This is a genomic window from Microbacterium jepli (genome assembly GCF_047237905.1).
GTDB lineage: Bacteria > Actinomycetota > Actinomycetes > Actinomycetales > Microbacteriaceae > Microbacterium.
Genome location: NZ_JBDFLW010000005.1, coordinates 2,798,433 through 2,816,299, shown reverse-complemented (window position 1 = coordinate 2,816,299; position 17,867 = coordinate 2,798,433). Strand labels below are relative to the sequence as shown.

Below are 17,867 nucleotides of genomic sequence, written 5' to 3'. Positions count from 1 at the left end.
TTCATGACCGTCCCGATATCTCGATATCGAGAGATTTCCGCGCTCGATGCGCCCCTCCCCACCGTTCGCCACCGAAGGATTGCACTGTGGATCTGTACGAGTACCAGGCACGTGACCTTTTCGAGAAGTACGAGGTGCCGGTTCTCGCCGGCATCGTCGCGGACACCCCCGAGGAGGTGCGTGCAGCAGCCGAGAAGATCGGCGGCGTCGTGGTCGTCAAGGCCCAGGTGAAGGCCGGAGGCCGCGGCAAGGCCGGTGGCGTCAAGGTCGCCAAGACGCCCGATGAGGCGTTCGAGGCGGCGAAGGCGATCTTCGGCCTCGACATCAAGGGCCACGTCGTCAAGCGCGTCATGGTCGCGCAGGGTGCGCGCATCGACAAGGAGTACTACTTCTCGGTGCTGCTGGACCGCGCGAACCGCTCCTACCTGTCGCTGGCCAGCGTCGAGGGCGGCATGGAGATCGAGGAGCTCGCGGTCGAGCGTCCCGACGCGCTCGCGCGCATCGAGGTCGACCCGCTGACCGGCATCGACCAGGCCAAGGCCCTGGAGATCGCGAAGGCCGCGCGCTTCGACGACGAGCTGGCACCCAAGGTCGCCGACGTCTTCGTCAAGCTCTTCCAGGTCTACAAGGGCGAGGACGCCACGCTCGTGGAGGTCAACCCGCTCGTGCTCACCGAGGAGGGCGACATCATCGCCCTCGACGGCAAGGTCTCGCTCGATGAGAACGCCGACTTCCGTCACCCCGACCACGCGGAGCTCGAGGACAAGGACGCCGCCGACCCGCTCGAGGCGAAGGCCAAGGCCAACGACCTCAACTACGTCAAGCTCGACGGCCAGGTCGGCGTCATCGGCAACGGCGCAGGCCTCGTCATGTCGACGCTCGACGTCGTCGCCTACGCCGGTGAGAAGCACGGCGGCGTGAAGCCCGCCAACTTCCTCGACATCGGCGGCGGCGCCTCCGCGGCCGTCATGGCCGCGGGCCTGGACGTCATCCTCGGCGACGAGCAGGTCAAGAGCGTCTTCGTCAACGTCTTCGGCGGCATCACCGCGTGCGACGCGGTCGCCAACGGCATCGTCGGCGCCCTCGAGACCCTGGGCGACAGCGCCTCCAAGCCGCTGGTCGTCCGCCTCGACGGCAACAAGGTGGAGGAGGGCCGCGAGATCCTCCGCGCCGCCAACCACCCGCTCGTGACCCTGGCCGAGACGATGGATGAGGGCGCCGACAAGGCCGCCGAGCTCGCCAACGCCTGATCCGACGCAGACCCAAAGGACCACACAGAACATGTCGATCTTCCTCAACAAGGACTCCAAGGTCATCGTCCAGGGCATCACCGGCGGCGAGGGCACCAAGCACACCGCGCTGATGCTCAAGGCCGGCACCCAGGTCGTCGGCGGCGTCAACGCCCGCAAGGCCGGCACCACCGTCTCCCACACCGCGGCCGACGGCTCGGCCGTCGAGCTTCCGGTCTTCGCCTCGGTCGCCGAGGCGATCGAGAAGACCGGCGCCGACGTCTCCATCGCGTTCGTGCCGCCCGCGTTCACCAAGGACGCGATGATCGAGGCCATCGACGCCGAGATCCCGCTCCTGGTGGTCATCACCGAGGGCGTGCCGGTCGGCGACACCGCCGAGGCGTGGGCCTACGCCCAGTCCAAGGGCGACACCACCCGCATCATCGGACCGAACTGCCCCGGCATCATCACGCCGGGCGAGTCGCTGGTGGGCATCACGCCGGCCAACATCGCCGGCAAGGGACCGATCGGCCTCGTGTCGAAGTCGGGCACGCTGACCTACCAGATGATGTACGAGCTGCGCGAGATCGGCTTCTCGACCGCCATCGGCATCGGCGGCGACCCGATCATCGGCACCACGCACATCGACGCGCTCGCCGCCTTCGAGGCCGATCCCGAGACGAAGGCGATCGTGATGATCGGCGAGATCGGCGGCGACGCCGAGGAGCGCGCGGCCGACTTCATCAAGGCCAACGTCACCAAGCCGGTCGTCGGCTACGTCGCGGGCTTCACGGCCCCCGAGGGCAAGACCATGGGCCACGCCGGTGCCATCGTCTCCGGCTCGGCCGGCACCGCGCAGGCGAAGAAGGAGGCCCTCGAGGCCGCCGGGGTCAAGGTCGGCAAGACGCCGAGCGAGACCGCCGACCTCATGCGGGAGATCATCGCCGGTCTCTGACCCGCGATTCCGAGGGGCGGATGCCGCGGCCACAGGCCGCAGCATCCGCCCCTCGTCGTTCACCGGAGCGGTCGATGCGAGGGGGTCGGAGGGCGGCCGATCCGCGGGGGTCGGAGGGTGGAGGATCCACGCCCGTCCGAACCCGCCCCGACGTAGGGTGGGGGCATGCCATTGACCGGAGAGTACAAGCCGAGCACAGCCGAGTGGGCCCGTACGCAGGCCGAGCGCTACGAGGCGTCGGGCGGCACCGAGGCCAACGAGCTCCGGGGCGTGCCGATCATCGTGCTGACGACCGTGGGGTTCCAGAGCGGGGCGCTGCGCAAGACCGCGCTCATGCGCGTCGAGCACGACGGCCGCTACCTCGTCGTGGCCTCCAAGGGCGGCGCGCCCGACGAGCCCCGCTGGGGCGAGAACATGCGCCGCCACCCGCACGTGGAGCTGCAGGACGGCGCGGTCAAGCGCGACTACCTGGCCCGCGAGCTGGAAGGCGAGGAACGCGCGGAGTGGTGGGCGCGCGCCGTGGCCGTGTGGCCGGACTACGACGAGTATCAGAAGAAGACCGACCGCCAGATCGCGATCTTCGTGCTGGAGCCGATGGCGTCCTGACGGGCGTCAGCCCAGCAGCTGCTCGATCGGCCCCCGGGCGAAGAAGACGACGAAGCCGGCGGCGACAATCCACAGCAGCGGGCTGATGCCGCGTGCCTTGCCGGAGAACGCGCGCACCAGCACCCAGGAGATGAAGCCCGCGCCGATGCCGTTGGCGATCGAGTAGGTCAGCGGCATCACGGTCACCGTCAGGAAGACCGGGATGAGGGCCGACACGTCGCTGAGGTCGATGTGACGGATCTGCGCCATCATCAGCGCGCCGACGATGACGAGCGCCGCGGCGGCGATCTCGGTCGGCACGATCGAGGTGAGCGGCGTGAGGAACATGGCGAGCAGGAACAGCACGCCGGTGACGACGTTGGCGAGACCCGTGCGGGCGCCCTCGCCGATGCCCGAGCCCGACTCGATGAAGACCGTGTTCGACGACGACGAGGTCACGCCGCCGGCGACGGCGCCGACGCCCTCGACGATGAGCGCCGAGCGCAGGCGCGGGAAGTTGCCCTTCTCGTCGGCGAGGCCCGCCTCGCGGGAGAGCCCGGTCATCGTGCCCATCGCGTCGAAGAAGTTCGTGAACACCAGGGTGAACACGAGCGTCAGGGCGGCCAGGACGCCGATGCGCCCGAAGGAGCCGACGAGGTCGACCTGACCCACGAGGCTGAGATCGGGGAGGCCGATCCACTGCGCGGGGAGGGTCGGCACACTGAGCCCCCAGCCGCCCGGGTTCTCGGCGGTGCGGCCGCCGAGGTGCCAGATCGCCTCGACGATGACGGCGACCACCGTGCCGGAGAGCAGACCGATGAGCAGGCCGGCCTTCACCTTGCGGGCGATGAGGATCGACGTGAGCACGAGGGTGAAGACGAACAGCAGGGTCGGGATCGTCGTGATCGATCCCTGCACGCCGAGTCCGACCGGCGGCGAGGACAGCCCGGTCGAGGTGACCAGGCCGCTGTCCACGAAGCCGATGAAGGCGATGAACAGGCCGATGCCCACGGTGATGGCGGTCTTGAGTGCCAGCGGAACGGCGTCGAAGATCATGCGCCGGAGGCCGGTCGCTGCCAGCAGCACGATGATGAGGCCGTTGATGACGATGAGGCCCATCGCCTCGGGCCACGTCACCTGGCCCACGACACTGACGGCGAGGAACGAGTTGATGCCCAGGCCCGCGGCGAAGGCGAAGGGCAGGCGGGTGACGAGTCCGAACAGGATCGTCATCGCACCGGCGGTGAGCGCGGTGACGGCCGCCACCGCGCTGAAGCCCAGCTGATTCCCCACGACGTCGGTGCCGCCCGACAGGATGATCGGGTTCAGGATGACGATGTAGGCCATCGTCACGAAGGTGACGACGCCCCCGCGCACCTCGGTGCCGACGGTGGATCCGCGGCGCGAGATCTCGAAGAAGCGGTCGAGGATGCCGCCGGGCTCGCGCGTCTGCGGCGCGTGGTCGGTCTCGGGGGGAATGGTGCTCATGGGTGACCTCCGCGTTGAAGGCTAGCCCCACCGACGGTGCCCCATGATCCACTCGCGGGATCTCCCGCCGACGGTCGTCGGGGAACGGGCGTGGGCGACGGGGCGGATGCGACGCCGTGGGTAGGGTCGATGGGGCATGAATCGCCTTCTCGTCGCCCTCCTCTCCCTCATCGACGCCGCTCTCGCGGCGGCGATCGGTCTTGCGATCGCGCTCGCTCCGCTGACGGCCCTCTGGGCCTTCGGTCTCGGCGGCTCCGCCGACTGGGGGACGCTCTGGCCGGCGTCGGCCACGATCTGGCAGCTGGGGCACCTCGTCCCCGTCGCCGTCACCCTCCCCGACGCGTACCTCGCCGCGACGGGCATCGACCCGTCCGCGGGCTCGTTCGTCCTGTCGCTCGCGCCGACCGTCTTCGCGCTGTTCACCGCGGTCTTCGCCGCGCGGTCGGGCGCCCGCGCGTCGCGCGCCGACGCGTGGGGCACCGGCGTGGCGTCGTCGACCGTCGTGTTCGCCGCTCTCGCGGCCCTCGTCGCCGTCACCGGGGGGAACGCCGTGGCCGCGACGGAGCTGTGGCAGGCGATCCTCTTCCCAACCCTCTTCTTCGCGATCCCCGCGCTGGTCGGCGCCATCGTCGTCGAGTGGCGCGAGGCGGGCGCGGGCGCGGTCGCCCGTCTGCGCGATCGCGTCGAGGCCGCCGCCGGCGGGTGGGGGGAGCTTCCGGCCCTCGCCGCGCGCGGCACCGCGATCGTGGTCGCCGGCTTCGTCGGGGTCGGCGCCCTGGCCGTCGCCGTGGCCGTCGTCGCCGGCGGCGCGCAGGTCGTCTCGCTGTTCGAGGCCGGGCACATGGACGTGGCGGGCGTCACGGTCACCGCGCTGGGCCAGCTCGCCTTCCTCCCCACGCTGATCGTCTGGGCCGCGGCCTTCCTGGCCGGGCCCGGGTTCGCGCTCGGCACGTCGACCTCCGTCTCGCCGGTCGGCACGCAGCTCGGCGTGATCCCCGGCATCCCCGTGCTCGGCGCGGTGCCCCAGCTCGATTCCCCGTGGTTCCTGCTGACGGCCCTCCTGCCCGTCGCCCTCGGGGCGCTCGCGGGATGGGCGGTCCGCTCGCGCCTCGTCGCGCACGACGAGGCGTCACCGGCACCTGCCGCCGTCGCACCCTGGGCCACGCCCTCGCTGGAAGGGCTCATCGGCGCACCGCCCGAGGCTCGTGCGGCGGCGTCGGACGAGCCCGACGACCGGTTCGGCGTGCGCTTCGCCCTCACCGCGCTGATCGCGGTGCTCTCCGGCGCCGCAGCCGGCCTCCTCGCGCGGCTCACCTCGGGCTCCCTCGGTCCCGGGCGTCTCGCCGAGGTGGGGGCCGCCCCCGGGCCGGTCGCGCTCGCCGTGGGGCTCGAGGTCTTCGTGGGCGCGGCCATCCTGCTGCTCTCGCCCCGTCGGCGCTCCCGCGACTCGACCTCTCACGGCGGGCGCTCGACCTCGCACGACGATCGTGCGGCCTCTGACGGCGGGCGCACCTGGTGGCGCCGAGACCGCGGTGAGGACGAGCGGACGGATGCCGCGCCCACGACTGTCGACGCCGACGACCGGGCGGCCGCGGCGACGCGTGCGTCCGTGTGGGACGGTCGCGTGGGCGGCGACACCGCCTCGACGCGTTTCGGCGACATCGACTCGACGGACTTCCGCGACAGCGCCTCGGTGGGTTTCGATCCCGCCGCCGGTCGGGCGGAGGGGAGCGGCCGCTCCTTCGCCGTCGGGGACGCCGCCGTCGAGGACGCCACCGCCGAGGATGCCGCCGCCGGCGACCCGGCGACCACCCCGGCCCGCGCCCGAGAGGACACGGCGCCCCTCCCGCCGTTCGTGCCGCGGGAGCGCGGCGAGGGGGAGCCCGCCCCCCGCAGGCCGTCGCCGCTGCCCCCGGTAGACTGACCGCGTGCTCACGGTCGCCGTCCTCATCTCCGGCACCGGGTCGAATCTCCGTGCCCTGCTCGACGCCGCCGCGCACGAGGACTACCCCGCCCGCATCGTGGTCGTCGGCGCCGACCGCGAGGCCGACGGCTTCGCGCACGCAGAGGCCCACGGCATCCCCACCTTCCTCGTGCCGTTCCGCAACTTCGCCGACCGGGAGGACTGGGGCCGCGAACTGGCCGCCCAGCTGCGCACCTGGTCGCCCGACCTCGTGGTGCTGAGCGGCCTCATGCGGCTCCTGCCCGCCGACCTCGTCGCGGAGTGGTCGCCCCGCATCATCAACACGCACCCGGCGTTCCTCCCCGAGTTCCCGGGCGCGCACGGCGTGCGCGACGCCCTGGCCGCGGGTGTCGACCGCACCGGCGCGAGCGTCATCGTCGTCGACGCCGGGGTCGACAGCGGGCCCATCCTCGCTCAGGAGCGGGTGCCGATCCGCGACGGCGACGACGAGCACACCCTCCACGACCGCATCAAGCCCGTCGAGCGCCGACTGCTGATCGACGTCGTGCGCCGCATCGCGACCGGCGAGCTCGATCTCGCCGCGGCATCCGCTTCCTCCCGTTAGCCACCCTCCGACCCGTCAGGAGCCCCGCATGGCCGGACCCCGTCATGACCCCGCCCTCTACCGCGACCGCGATGTCGTTCCCGTCCGCCGCGCGCTGATCTCGGTCAGCGACAAGACCGGGCTCCTGCAGCTCGCCGAGGCGCTCGCCGCCGCCGGCGTGCAGATGATCTCCACCGGCGGCTCGGCCACCATGCTGCGCGACGCGGGCTATGACGTCACCGACGTCGCGGCGATCACCGGCTTCCCGGAGTCGCTCGACGGCCGGGTCAAGACCCTGCACCCGAAGGTGCACGCCGGGCTGCTGGCCGACCTCCGCCTGGAGGATCACGAGCGTCAGCTGGCCGAGCTCGACGTGCAGCCGTTCGAGCTGGTCGTGGTGAACCTCTACCCGTTCGTCGAGACCGTCGCCTCGGGCGCGCAGGGCGACGACGTCGTGGAGCAGATCGACATCGGCGGACCGGCGATGGTGCGCGCCTCGGCGAAGAACCACGCCAACGTCGCCATCGTGGTCTCGCCCGAGTCGTACCCGGCGATCATCGAGGCGGTCGCCGCCGGCGGCACGTCGCTCGTGCAGCGCCGCGAGCTCGCCGCCCGTGCCTTCGCCCACACGGCGGCCTACGACACGGCCGTCGCCACGTGGTTCGCCGAGGGCACGCTCGCCGCGGAGGAGGACCTGCCCGCCCATCTCACGATCAGCGCGGAGCGGCTCAGCACGCTGCGCTACGGCGAGAACTCGCACCAGCGCGCCGCGATCTACACGCGCGCCGGCGGCCACGGGATCGCCCAGGCGACGCAGCTGCAGGGCAAGGAGATGTCGTACAACAACTACGTCGACGCGGATGCCGCACTGCGGGCCGCGTTCGACATGGTGAAGCCCGCCGTCGCGATCATCAAGCACGCCAACCCCTGCGGCATCGCCGTGGCGGCGCCCAACGCGCTGGACCCGATTGCCAGCGCCCACCTGCGCGCCCACGAGTGCGATCCGGTGTCGGCGTACGGCGGCGTGATCGCCGCCAACGGCACGGTCACCCTCAAGATGGCCGAGAACCTCAAGGACATCTTCACCGAGGTCATCGTCGCGCCGTCGTTCGAGGATGCCGCGCTCGAGGTGTTCCGCACCAAGAAGAACCTGCGGCTGCTGCAGCTGCCCGCCGACTGGCAGCAGGAGCGCATGGACGTGCGGCTCGTCTCCGGCGGTCTGCTGCTGCAGGACGCCGACCGCTTCCCCGGCGACATCGACTCCGTTGCCAAGGACTGGGAGCTGGTGTCGGGGGAGCGCCCCGACCACGACGAGATGCAGAACTTCATCTTCGCGTGGAAGGCCGGCCGCGCCGTCAAGTCCAACGCGATCGTGCTGGCCAAGGGATCGGCGACGGTCGGGATCGGCATGGGCCAGGTCAACCGCGTCGACTCCTGCCGTCTCGCCGTGGAGCGGGCGGGAGATCGCGCGCGCGGGTCGGTCGCGGCATCCGATGCGTTCTTCCCCTTCGCCGACGGCCCGCAGGTGCTGCTGGAGGCCGGGGTCTCGGCGATCGTGCAGCCGGGCGGCTCGGTGCGCGATGACGAGGTCATCGCGGCGGCTCAGGCGGCCGGCGTGACGATGTTCTTCACGGGCGAGCGGCACTTCTTCCACTGACCCGCGCGTCCCGGACCCGCGAGACTGCACGCGAACGGCGAGACAGCGGGTTCTCGCCTACGTCTCGCCGCGCCGATGCAGTCTCGCGGAAAAGGCGGAGGCGGGCCAGGGCGCGCAGCACGCGAACGAGAGACGCCCCGTCGCCGAAGCGACGGGGCGTCTCTCGTTGTGCGGATCGGCTCAGCGACGCGTGCGGTTCTTGTTCCACACGTCGAAGGCGACCGCCAGCAGGAGCACGAGGCCCTTGATGAACTGCTGCACGTCGGTCGAGATGCCCATGAGCGACATGCCGTTGTTGAGCACACCCATCACGAGACCACCCGCGATCGCACCGACGACGCGGCCGACGCCACCCTGGACGGCTGCGCCTCCGATGAAGGCGGCGGCGATGGCATCCAGCTCGAACAGGTTGCCCGCGCCGGGACCGGCGGAGTTCAGGCGTCCGGTGAAGACGATGCCGGCCAGCGCGGCCAGCACGCCCATGTTCACGAACAGCAGGAAGTCCACTCGGCGGGTGTTGATGCCCGACAGCTTGGCCGCGTTGCGGTTGCCGCCGATCGCGTAGATGTGACGGCCGAACACGCTGCGATTCATGACGACCGAGTACCCGATGATGAGCACGGCCAGCACCACGAGCACGATCGGCGTGCCGCGCGAGTTGGGCGCGACGCCGAGCAGGTAGGTCAGGTACGCGATGAGAGCGCCTCCGCCGAGGACCTTGAACAGGAACCACACACGGGGCTCGTTCTGAAGCTCCAGCGCGGCGCGCTTGGTGCGCTGGCGCACCTGGCTGAAGACGAACAGCACGAGCGTGAGCACGCCCAGGCCGACGGTGATCCACTCCGCGGGGTAGGAGGAGGCGGGGAACAGATCGGGGAAGAGGTAGCCGCCGCCGAGCGCGCGGTACTCCGACGGGAACGGCGTGATCTGCGTGTTGCCGAGGGTGATCTGCGTGAGACCGCGGAAGAGGAGCATGCCGGCCAGCGTCACGATGAAGGCGGGTATGCCGACGTACGCGACCCAGAAGCCCTGCCACATGCCGACCACGGCGCCCAGGATGAGCGAGAGCACGATGCCCAGCCACCAGGGGAGGCCCATCTGCACGATGAGCACGCCCGAGACGGCGCCGACGAAGGCCGCGACCGATCCGACCGACAGGTCGATGTGGCCGGCGATGATGATCATCACCATGCCGATCGCGAGGATCAGGATGTAGCTGTTCTGGACGATGATGTTCGAGACGTTGCCCGGGGTGAGCAGACGCCCGCCGGTCAGCGCCTGGAACAGCAGCACGATCACGATCAGCGCGATGAAGATGCCGATCTCGCGCAGGCGGGAGGTGAAGAACTGCACGATCCCGCCGTTGTCGCCGGCGGACCCACCGATGGGGCCGCGGGGGGTGTCGTTCAGACCCTTCCCGATGAGGGTGTTGTCAGGCACTGACATGGTCGGCTTCCTTCTCCTTCGTCATGAGCACCATGAGGGCCTCGGGTGTGGCCTCCTCGATGGGCAGCTGGCCGGTGATGTGGCCCTCGCTGAGTGTGTAGATGCGATCGCAGATGCCGAGGAGCTCGGGCAGCTCGGACGAGATGACCAGCACCCCCTTGCCCTGCGCCGCGAGCGTGTTGATGATCGTGTAGATCTCGTACTTGGCTCCCACGTCGATGCCGCGGGTGGGCTCGTCGAGGATGAGGACCTCGGGATCCGAGTACAGCCACTGCGACAGCACGACCTTCTGCTGGTTGCCGCCCGAGAGCTTGCCCACCACGACGTCGACCGTCGGCGCCTTGATGTTCATCGACTGCCGGTAGCGGTTGGCGACGAGGTACTCCTCCTGGCCGTCGACCCAGCCCCGGCGGGTGAGCTTGCGCATGCCCGCCAGGGAGATGTTGCGCTTGATGGTGTCGATGAGGTTCAGCCCGGCGCCCTTGCGGTCCTCGGTCACATACGCGAGGCCGGCGCGGATGGCCTTGGGCACCGTGGAGGTGTCGACCTTCTGCCCGCGGACGTAGACGCTGCCGGTGATGCGCGAGCCGAAGCTGCGGCCGAAGACGCTCATGGCGAGTTCGGTGCGACCGGCGCCCATGAGGCCGGCGATGCCGACGACCTCGCCCGCGCGCACGGTGATGTTCGCGCTGTGGATGACCACGCGGTTGGCGTCCGTCGGGTGGTGGACGGTCCAGTCCTCCACACGCAGCACTTCCTCGCCGATCTCGGCGTCGCGGTCGGGATAGCGGTTCTCGAGCTCGCGGCCGACCATGCCGCGGATGATGCGGTCTTCGCTGGTGCCGCCGGTGGCGACGTCGAGCGTCTCGATCGTGCGGCCGTCGCGGATGATGGTGACCTCGTCGGCGATGGCGCGGATCTCGTTGAGCTTGTGGCTGATGATGATGCAGGTGATCCCCTGGCCGCGGAGGTGGCGGATGAGATCGAGCAGGTGGGCCGAGTCGTCGTCGTTCAGTGCGGCGGTCGGCTCGTCGAGGATGAGGAGCTTCACGTCCTTCGAGAGAGCCTTGGCGATCTCCACGAGCTGCTGCTTGCCGACGCCGATCTCGTTCACGGGCACGTCGGGGCTGTCGCCGAGACCGACGCGGGCGAGGAGCTTGGCCGCCTCGCGGTTCGTGGCGTCCCAGTCGATGAGGCCGCGGTGGGTGATCTCGTTGCCGAGGAAGATGTTCTCGGCGATGGAGAGGTAGGGACTGAGAGCCAGCTCCTGGTGGATGATGACGATGCCGGCGGCTTCGCTGTCGCGGATGTCCTTGAACTGGACGATCTGGCCGTCGAACTCGATCTCGCCGCGGTAGTCGCCCGCGGGGTAGACCCCGCTGAGCACCTTCATGAGGGTGGACTTGCCCGCGCCGTTCTCGCCGCAGATGGCGTGGACGGTGCCCCGCTCGACGGTCAGCGACACGTCGGCCAGCGCGATGACGCCGGGGAACTCCTTGGTGATCGAGCGCATCTCGAGGATGGTGCTCACGAGGTCCTCCTTGCAGTGCCGACGATGGTCGGCGGGATGGGGGAAGGGAGACGGCGGGAGGGCACGAGGCCCTCCCGCCGATGAGTCACTTGAGGTCGGACTCGGTGTAGTAGCCGCTGTCGACGAGGACGTCCTGGTAGTTGTCCTTCGTCACGATCGTCGACTTGAGGAGGAACGACGGGACGATCTTCTCGCCGTTGTCGTAGGTCTCGGTGTCGTTGACCTCGGGCTCGGTGCCCTTGCGGATCGCGTCGATCATGGAGACGGCCTGCTTGGCCAGCTCACGGGTGTCCTTGAAGATCGTCGAGTACTGCTCGCCGGCGATGATGGACTTGATCGAGCCGACCTCGGCGTCCTGACCGGTGATGACCGGCAGGGCGTCAGCGGCGTAGCCGCCGGAGGTCAGCGCGGAGATGATGCCGATCGACAGGCCGTCGTAGGGGGACAGCACGCCGTCGAGGCGGGTGTCGCCGATGACGGTGAGGATGTTCTCCATCCGCTCCTGCGCGGTCTCGGGCAGCCAGCGCAGGATCGCGGCCTGGCCGAACTCCGTCTGGCCGCTGGGGACAGTCAGTACACCCGAGTCCATGTAGGGCTTGAGGGTGTCCATGGCGCCGTTCCAGAAGAACGTGGCGTTGTTGTCGTCGGGGCTGCCGGCGAAGAGCTCCACGTTGAAGGGACCGGCGGCGCCGGTCTCCTTGCCCGAGGCGTCCAGGACGCCCAGGCCGGTCAGGAGCGACGTGGCCTGCTGCACGCCGACCTGGTAGTTGTCGAACGTCGTGTAGTAGTCGACGTTCTCGGTGCCGTTGATCAGGCGGTCGTACGCGATCACCGGGATGTCGGCGTCGGCGGCCTGCTGCAGGACGTCGGTGAGGGTCGTGCCGTCGATGGAGGCGATGACCAGGGCCTTGGCGCCCGAGGTGATCATGTTCTCGATCTGCGAGACCTGGGTGGGGATGTCGTCGTTCGCGTACTGCAGGTCGACCTGGTAGCCCAGCTCCTCCAGCTGCGACTTGACGTTGTCGCCGTCGGCGATCCAGCGCTCCGACTGCTGGGTCGGCATCGCGACGCCGATGATTCCGCCGGCCTCCTGGGTGGCGTCGGCGCTGCCGCCGCTGCGGTCGCCCGCGCAGCCGGCCAGGCTGAGGGCGAGGACTGCCGCCCCCGCGACCATGGTGAGCATGCTGTGCTTCTTCACGCTGGTTCCCTTCGTTGGGTTCTTGATTCGCGGCTGTCCGGGGTTGGAGGCCGCCTCGTGATCGCAGACGGACGCACGGCCGGGCACGCTGGACCACCGGCTGCGCGAGCTCGACCGTCCCCCGTGTGCATGGCGGGCGATGCGCGCATGTCGGAACGACGTCGTCTCGACTCGTCCGCTTCGTAGCGGACTCCGTCGGGGTGGCGTGGCGGTCATGTGACCGTTCACATTGTGTGAGTGATGCTACCCCGCGGTTGTGCCGTGCTGTCAAGTGGGCGGATGCTGCGACCCCGAGCGTTGCGGAAACGTGACCAATTCATCGGGTCGGGGGAGCGGTCGACGAGCGCACGATCAGGCGCAGGTGATCGGGCTGCGCCACTACGTCCTCGTCCGGCTGAACGCCGAGGTCGGCGAGGAGATCGCCCACCGCGCGGCGGCCGATCCCCTCGAAGTCCTGACGGACCGTGGTCAGCGGCGGCCAGAGGTGCGCCGACTCGGGAACGTCGTCGAAGCCGACGATCGAGATGTCCTCGGGCACCGATCGCCCGATGGCGCGGACGGCGTGCATGAAACCCAGCGCCATGTGGTCGTTGCCGGCGAAGACGGCGGTGGCGTCCTCCATGCGCAGCAGCTCCATGCCGGCCTCGAAGCCGAACTTCGCCGTCCAGTCGCCGAGCACCGGCGGGCGCGGAGAGAGGTCGTGCGCGTCCATCTCGGCCAGGTAGCCCTGCATCCGGTGGTCCGCCTCCACCCAGTCCCGCGGCCCGGCGATGTGCAGGATGCGGGAGTGCCCCAGGTCGATCAGGTGCCGCACCGCCGCGCGGGCGCCGGCGATCTGGTCGTTGTGCGTGCCACCCAGCCCGGTCGGCGCGGTCGACGAGACGATCTTCACCGGCACGGGCAGCTGCAGCTCGTCGAGGATGGGCACGACCCGCGACTGCGGGGCGACGGCGATCAGGCCCTCGACGGACTGCCGGACGAGGTGGTCGATCGAGGCGCGCACGTCGTCGGGAGCGCTGGAGGCGAGGTTGGTGACGGTGAGCCGGTAGCCCGCCGCGCGCGCCGCCGATTCGACGCCCTGCACCATGGTCGCCAGGCCGTACGTCGTGGTGCGAGGGCCCAGCACGCCGAGGAGCCTCGTGCGGCTCGTGGCGAGAGCCCGGGCGGCTTGGCTCGGCACGAACCGGAGCTCGGCGATGACGGAGCGCACCCGCTCGGCCGTCTCGGGGCGCAGCTGCGGACTGTTGTTGATCACCCGGGAGACGGTCTGGTACGAGACTCCGGCGAGACGGGCGACGTCGCGGATGCTGGGCGCGCGACCGGCGGCGCCGGGGGTGTCGCTCGCACTCATCGGTCCGCCTCGCTGCGTGGGTCGCGCACATCGCGTGACCGGTCACACAGAGGATAACCCCCGCGCCGGCACGCGAACCGTCCGAGATGGGTGCCCCGGTCCGGCCCGAATGCACGGAGCTGGCCGCGGGAGCGTCAGCGCATGCAATTCATGTCCGGCGCGGCATGCATCCGAAAACCGCCGGCGGAATCAGGTGGTTGGACGTCCGTAGGCCTCGAGGAAGCGCAGCCAGACCTCGCTCACGGTCGGGTACGACGGCACCGCGTGCCAGAGCCGCGTAAGCGGCACCTCGCCGACGACGGCGATCGTGGCGGAGTGCAGCAGCTCGGCGACGTCAGGCCCCACGAAGGTCGCGCCGATGATCACGCCGCGGTCCTCGTCCACGATCGCCCTCGCCTGCCCGACGTAGTCGTCCGACACCGTGCTGGAGCCCGCGACCCAGCTGAGGTCGTAGTCCAGGACCCGGATGCTGCGCCCCGCCTTCCGTGCGGACGCCTCGGTGAACCCGACCGACGCGACGGGCGGATCGGAGAAGGTGACCTGCGGCACCGCGTCGTGGTCGGCGGTGGCGACGTGGACCCCCCAGGGTGCGGCATCCACCCTCTCGCCCTTGGCCCGGGCGGCGATGACGTCGCCGGCGGCACGCGCCTGGTACTTGCCCTGGTGCGTCAGCAGCGCGCGGTGGTTGACGTCGCCGACCCCGTAGAGCCAGTCGGTCCCCTTCACGAGCAGCGTGTCGTCGACGTCCAGCCAGGCGCCGGGCTCCAGGCCGATGGTCTCGAGCCCGAGGTCCTGCGTGCGCGGGGTGCGGCCGATCGCAACCAGCACCTTCTCGGCCGTCACGGGCTCGCCCTCCGACAGCGTGAGGACGGCCTTGTCGACCTCGCGCGTCACCTCGGTGACGTCCACGCCGTTGCGGATCGTGACCCCGAGCGCGCGCAGGGAGTCGCCGACGAGCTCTCCGGCGAACGGCTCCATGTTCGTCAGCAGTCCGGAGCGGACGATCAGGGTGACGTCGGTGCCGAACCCGGCATACGCCGTCGCCATCTCGACGCCGACGACGCCGCCGCCGATGATGGCGAGCGACGCCGGGATCTCCTGGGCACTGGTGGCTTCGCGGCTCGTCCACGGCTCGACGTCGGCGAGCCCGGGGATGTCGGGCAGCAGCGCGGCGGAGCCGGTCGCGGCGACGACCGCGTGCCTGGCGGTCAGGCGGGTGATGGTCCCGTCGGCTGCGGTCACGGTGAGCGCCTTGACGCCGGTGAACTCCGCGTGGCCGCGGATGAGGTCGATGCCCGCCTTCGACACCCACTTCACCTGCGAGGAGTCGTCCCAGTCGTGCGTGATCGAGTTGCGGCGCCGCAGCACCCCTTCGACGTCGACACTTCCGGTGACGGCCTGCTTCGCCCCGTCGACGGCCTGCGCCGCCCGTACGGCGGCGGCACTGCGCAGCAGCGCCTTGCTCGGCATGCACGCCCAGTAGGAGCACTCGCCGCCGACCAGTTCGGACTCGATGAGGGCGGTGCGCATCCCGCCCTGCACGGCGCGATCGGCGACGTTCTCGCCCACGGCCCCGGCTCCGATGACGATGACGTCGTACTCGAGTTCAGTCATGGCCTCACGTTATCCCCGACATCCGCGTGCGGCCCAGGCTTGCGACCGATGCCGTCGGTGTGCGTCGTGTGTCGGGCGCGTCCGTGCGCGGCACACCCGTGTCCGTTTTCCGCGAGCCCAGGTCGGGGGCGCGTGTCAGGCTGGACACCGTGAGCCTCACCATGACCTTCGACGAGCGGTACCGCGCGATCGATTCGCGCGACACCCGCTTCGACGGGCAGTTCGTCACGGCGGTGCGCTCCACCGGCATCTACTGCCGCCCCAGCTGTCCCGCGCGCACGCCGAAGGCCGCCAACGTCACGTTCTACGCCACGTCGGCCGCCGCCCACGAGGCCGGCTATCGCGCGTGCAAGCGGTGCCTTCCCGAGGCCGCCCCCGGCTCACCGCAGTGGAACCTCCGCGGCGACGTCGTCGCCCGCGCGATGCGCCTCATCGCCGACGGCGTCGTGGAGCGCGAGGGCGTGCCGGGCCTGGCCGCGCGGCTCGGCTACTCGCCGCGCCACCTGACCCGCCTGATGGCCGCCGAGCTCGGCGCGGGCCCCCTCGCCCTCAGCCGGGCGCATCGGGCGCACACCGCGCGCATGCTGCTCGTGGGCACCGACCTCCCCGCGTCGCAGGTGGCGTTCTCGGCGGGGTTCGCCAGCATCCGTCAATTCAACGAGACCGTCCGCGAGGTCTTCGGGATGCCGCCGCTCGAGCTGCGCGCGCGCCGTTCCGCCGCGACGACGGGCGCGCCCGGCGGCCAGCTCGACCTCGTGCTGCCCCACCGCGGCGAGCTCGACGCGGCCGGTCTCCTCGGCTGGATGGCCGCCCACGCCGTCGGCGGGGTGGAGTCCGGCAGCGCGCACCGATTCGCCCGCACGCTGCGGCTCCCGGGCGGTCCGGCGTGGTTCGAGCTGCGCGTCGACGCGAGCGGCCGCGTACGCCTGCGCACCCGGCTGACGGCCCTCTCCGACCTCCCCGCGATGGTCACCCGCGCGCGCCGGCTGTTCGATCTCGACGCGGATCCGCTGGCCGTGGACGACGCGCTGTCGCAGCATCCCGAGCTCGCCCCCCTCGTCGCCGCGATCCCCGGCGTGCGCGTCCCGGGGGCGGTCGACCCGCACGAGATGCTCATCCGGGCGATGATCGGCCAGCAGATCTCCGTGGCCGCCGCCCGCACGGCGCAGACGCGGCTGGCCGACGCGCTGGGCGAGCGCATGCAGACCCCCGACGGGGAGGGCATCCTCTTCCCGACGACGACGGCGATCGCCGAGCGGGGCCACGAGGTGCTGCGCGGACCGGCCGCGCGCGTCCGGTCGGTGATCGGCGCCGCCGCCGCCCTGGCCGAGGGGCGGCTGGACGTCGGCCCCGGCGACGACGGCGCGGAGCAGCGCGCGGCGCTGCTGGCGATGCCGGGCATCGGTCCCTGGACCGCGGACTACGTGCGCATGCGCGTGCTGCAGGACCCCGACGTGCTCCTGCCGGGCGACGTCGCGGCGCGCGCGGGCGCGCTCGCCGCCGGCATCCCCGCGGATGCGGCCGGACTCACCCGCTGGGCCGTCCGCACGGCCCCGTGGCGCAGCTACCTGATGGCGCACCTCTGGTACGCCGCGCCCGTCACGCGCGCGTGGCGGGCGACCCCCGACCCGACCCCGACGGAGGATTCATGACCGCGACCATCGCCACCGGCACCCTGCAGACCGTCGCCACGCCCGACGGCCCGTTCACGCTTCTCGTCGACGAGGAAGGCCGGGTGCTCGCGTCCGGCTGGACGGCGGAGGCCGACGCCGTGCTCGCGCGCCTGCGCCCCGCGCATCGTCCAGCCGAGGTCAAGACAGGGACGACGGATGCCGCAGCAGCCGTCACCGCGTACTACGCGGGCGACCTGACGGCGATCGACACGGTGCCCGTGCGGCAGTTCGGCACGGTGCTGCAGGCCGCGGGATGGGACGCGCTGCGCGGGATCCCGGCGGGCGGACCGCTCAGCTACACCGGCTTCGCCGCCGCACTCGGACAGCCGAGCGCGGTGCGGGCCGCGGCATCCATCTGCGCTCGAAATGCGCCGGCGCTCTTCGTGCCCTGCCACCGGGTGCTGCGCACCGACGGCTCGCTCGGCGGCTTCGCCTGGGGTGTCGAAGTGAAAGAGAGTCTTCTCGCGCGCGAGTCCGCCGCCGCACGCTGAGCGGCCCCGATCCCGGCCCAGGTCTTGTGCCCCTTCCACCCTGGGAATATCCTGGAGGGCTGTCGTCCGCGCCCCGCGGTCGCTGCGCGAAGGAGGATGACATGACCCTGATCACCATCACGCCGGTCCGCCGCATCCTCCA

The 17,867-nt window shown here is 71.0% G+C and carries 14 protein-coding genes; 8 read left to right on the top strand and 6 right to left on the bottom strand.

Translation table 11 applies throughout. The annotated features are described in order from the left end of the window. Window positions 1-86: 86 nt before the first annotated feature. The 3 genes from sucC (at window position 87) to ABC304_RS17555 (ending at window position 2,790) form a co-directional block, all read left to right on the top strand. A complete protein-coding gene (sucC, locus tag ABC304_RS17565; RefSeq protein WP_412932759.1) occupies window positions 87-1,250 on the top strand; it encodes an ADP-forming succinate--CoA ligase subunit beta in 1,164 nt (387 codons plus the stop codon). Window positions 1,251-1,281: 31 nt separating this feature from the next. Further along, window positions 1,282-2,184 (top strand): succinate--CoA ligase subunit alpha, encoded by a 903-nt coding sequence (gene sucD, locus ABC304_RS17560; protein WP_127094770.1) that lies wholly within the window; start codon window positions 1,282-1,284, stop codon window positions 2,182-2,184. 165 nt (window positions 2,185-2,349) lie between these two features. Beyond that, window positions 2,350-2,790: a nitroreductase family deazaflavin-dependent oxidoreductase gene (locus ABC304_RS17555; RefSeq protein WP_412932758.1), complete on the top strand. Its 441-nt coding sequence runs from the start codon at window positions 2,350-2,352 to the stop codon at window positions 2,788-2,790. A gap of 6 nt (window positions 2,791-2,796) precedes the next feature. Here ABC304_RS17555 and ABC304_RS17550 read toward each other — a convergent pair whose 3' ends face one another. Beyond that, entirely contained in the window at window positions 2,797-4,257 is a 1,461-nt protein-coding gene (locus ABC304_RS17550) for an NCS2 family permease (protein WP_412932757.1), read from the bottom strand. Window positions 4,258-4,393: 136 nt separating this feature from the next. On the opposite strand from ABC304_RS17550, the gene ABC304_RS17545 reads away from it, so the two are divergent. Genes ABC304_RS17545 through purH form a run of 3 tightly spaced genes read left to right on the top strand, consistent with a single transcriptional unit; the run spans window position 4,394 to window position 8,421 of the window. Further along, window positions 4,394-6,181, top strand: a complete 1,788-nt coding sequence (locus ABC304_RS17545) for a cell division protein PerM (RefSeq protein WP_412932756.1) — start codon at window positions 4,394-4,396, stop codon at window positions 6,179-6,181. A gap of 4 nt (window positions 6,182-6,185) precedes the next feature. Continuing rightward, window positions 6,186-6,785, top strand: coding sequence for a phosphoribosylglycinamide formyltransferase (purN, locus tag ABC304_RS17540; RefSeq protein ID WP_412932754.1), 600 nt, complete (start codon window positions 6,186-6,188; stop codon window positions 6,783-6,785). Window positions 6,786-6,813: 28 nt separating this feature from the next. Continuing rightward, the gene (purH, locus tag ABC304_RS17535; protein WP_412932752.1) at window positions 6,814-8,421 is read left to right on the top strand and encodes a bifunctional phosphoribosylaminoimidazolecarboxamide formyltransferase/IMP cyclohydrolase; all 1,608 of its coding nucleotides are present in this window, start codon (window positions 6,814-6,816) and stop codon (window positions 8,419-8,421) included. A gap of 180 nt (window positions 8,422-8,601) precedes the next feature. On the opposite strand, the gene mmsB is transcribed toward purH, so the two are convergent. From mmsB to ABC304_RS17510, 5 genes are all read right to left on the bottom strand, one after another. After that, the gene (gene mmsB, locus ABC304_RS17530) at window positions 8,602-9,867 is read right to left on the bottom strand and encodes a multiple monosaccharide ABC transporter permease (RefSeq protein ID WP_412932751.1); all 1,266 of its coding nucleotides are present in this window, start codon (window positions 9,865-9,867) and stop codon (window positions 8,602-8,604) included. After that, window positions 9,854-11,380, bottom strand: coding sequence for a multiple monosaccharide ABC transporter ATP-binding protein (mmsA, locus tag ABC304_RS17525; protein WP_412933005.1), 1,527 nt, complete (start codon window positions 11,378-11,380; stop codon window positions 9,854-9,856). Before mmsA ends, mmsB begins: the two co-directional genes overlap by 14 nt. Before the next feature lie 103 nt (window positions 11,381-11,483). Next, window positions 11,484-12,581: a multiple monosaccharide ABC transporter substrate-binding protein gene (gene chvE / locus ABC304_RS17520; RefSeq protein WP_412933003.1), complete on the bottom strand. Its 1,098-nt coding sequence runs from the start codon at window positions 12,579-12,581 to the stop codon at window positions 11,484-11,486. Window positions 12,582-12,912: 331 nt separating this feature from the next. After that, complete coding sequence (locus ABC304_RS17515) at window positions 12,913-13,947, bottom strand: LacI family DNA-binding transcriptional regulator (protein ID WP_412932750.1); 1,035 nt, start codon at window positions 13,945-13,947, stop codon at window positions 12,913-12,915. Between the two features lie 189 nt (window positions 13,948-14,136). After that, window positions 14,137-15,561, bottom strand: a complete 1,425-nt coding sequence (locus ABC304_RS17510) for a dihydrolipoyl dehydrogenase family protein (protein WP_412932749.1) — start codon at window positions 15,559-15,561, stop codon at window positions 14,137-14,139. Between the two features lie 161 nt (window positions 15,562-15,722). Between ABC304_RS17510 and ABC304_RS17505 the strand changes: the two genes are divergently transcribed. Then, a complete protein-coding gene (locus ABC304_RS17505; RefSeq protein WP_412933001.1) occupies window positions 15,723-17,213 on the top strand; it encodes a DNA-3-methyladenine glycosylase 2 family protein in 1,491 nt (496 codons plus the stop codon). Then, entirely contained in the window at window positions 17,210-17,725 is a 516-nt protein-coding gene (locus ABC304_RS17500; protein ID WP_412932748.1) for a methylated-DNA--[protein]-cysteine S-methyltransferase, read from the top strand. Before ABC304_RS17505 ends, ABC304_RS17500 begins: the two co-directional genes overlap by 4 nt. The last annotated feature ends 142 nt before the right edge of the window (window positions 17,726-17,867 follow it).

Bases quoted from the DNA above. Each gene is read 5' to 3' on its own strand.
- ABC304_RS17510 (WP_412932749.1), bottom strand. From the start codon at position 15,561: ATGACTGAACTCGAGTACGACGTCATCGTCATCGGAGCCGGGGCCGTG.
- ABC304_RS17500 (WP_412932748.1), top strand. From the start codon at position 17,210: ATGACCGCGACCATCGCCACCGGCACCCTGCAGACCGTCGCCACGCCC.
- chvE (WP_412933003.1), bottom strand. From the start codon at position 12,581: ATGCTCACCATGGTCGCGGGGGCGGCAGTCCTCGCCCTCAGCCTGGCC.
- sucD (WP_127094770.1), top strand. From the start codon at position 1,282: ATGTCGATCTTCCTCAACAAGGACTCCAAGGTCATCGTCCAGGGCATC.
- mmsB (WP_412932751.1), bottom strand. From the start codon at position 9,867: ATGTCAGTGCCTGACAACACCCTCATCGGGAAGGGTCTGAACGACACC.
- mmsA (WP_412933005.1), bottom strand. From the start codon at position 11,380: ATGCGCTCGATCACCAAGGAGTTCCCCGGCGTCATCGCGCTGGCCGAC.
- ABC304_RS17555 (WP_412932758.1), top strand. From the start codon at position 2,350: ATGCCATTGACCGGAGAGTACAAGCCGAGCACAGCCGAGTGGGCCCGT.
- ABC304_RS17550 (WP_412932757.1), bottom strand. From the start codon at position 4,257: ATGAGCACCATTCCCCCCGAGACCGACCACGCGCCGCAGACGCGCGAG.
- ABC304_RS17505 (WP_412933001.1), top strand. From the start codon at position 15,723: ATGACCTTCGACGAGCGGTACCGCGCGATCGATTCGCGCGACACCCGC.
- ABC304_RS17515 (WP_412932750.1), bottom strand. From the start codon at position 13,947: ATGAGTGCGAGCGACACCCCCGGCGCCGCCGGTCGCGCGCCCAGCATC.
- purH (WP_412932752.1), top strand. From the start codon at position 6,814: ATGGCCGGACCCCGTCATGACCCCGCCCTCTACCGCGACCGCGATGTC.
- ABC304_RS17545 (WP_412932756.1), top strand. From the start codon at position 4,394: ATGAATCGCCTTCTCGTCGCCCTCCTCTCCCTCATCGACGCCGCTCTC.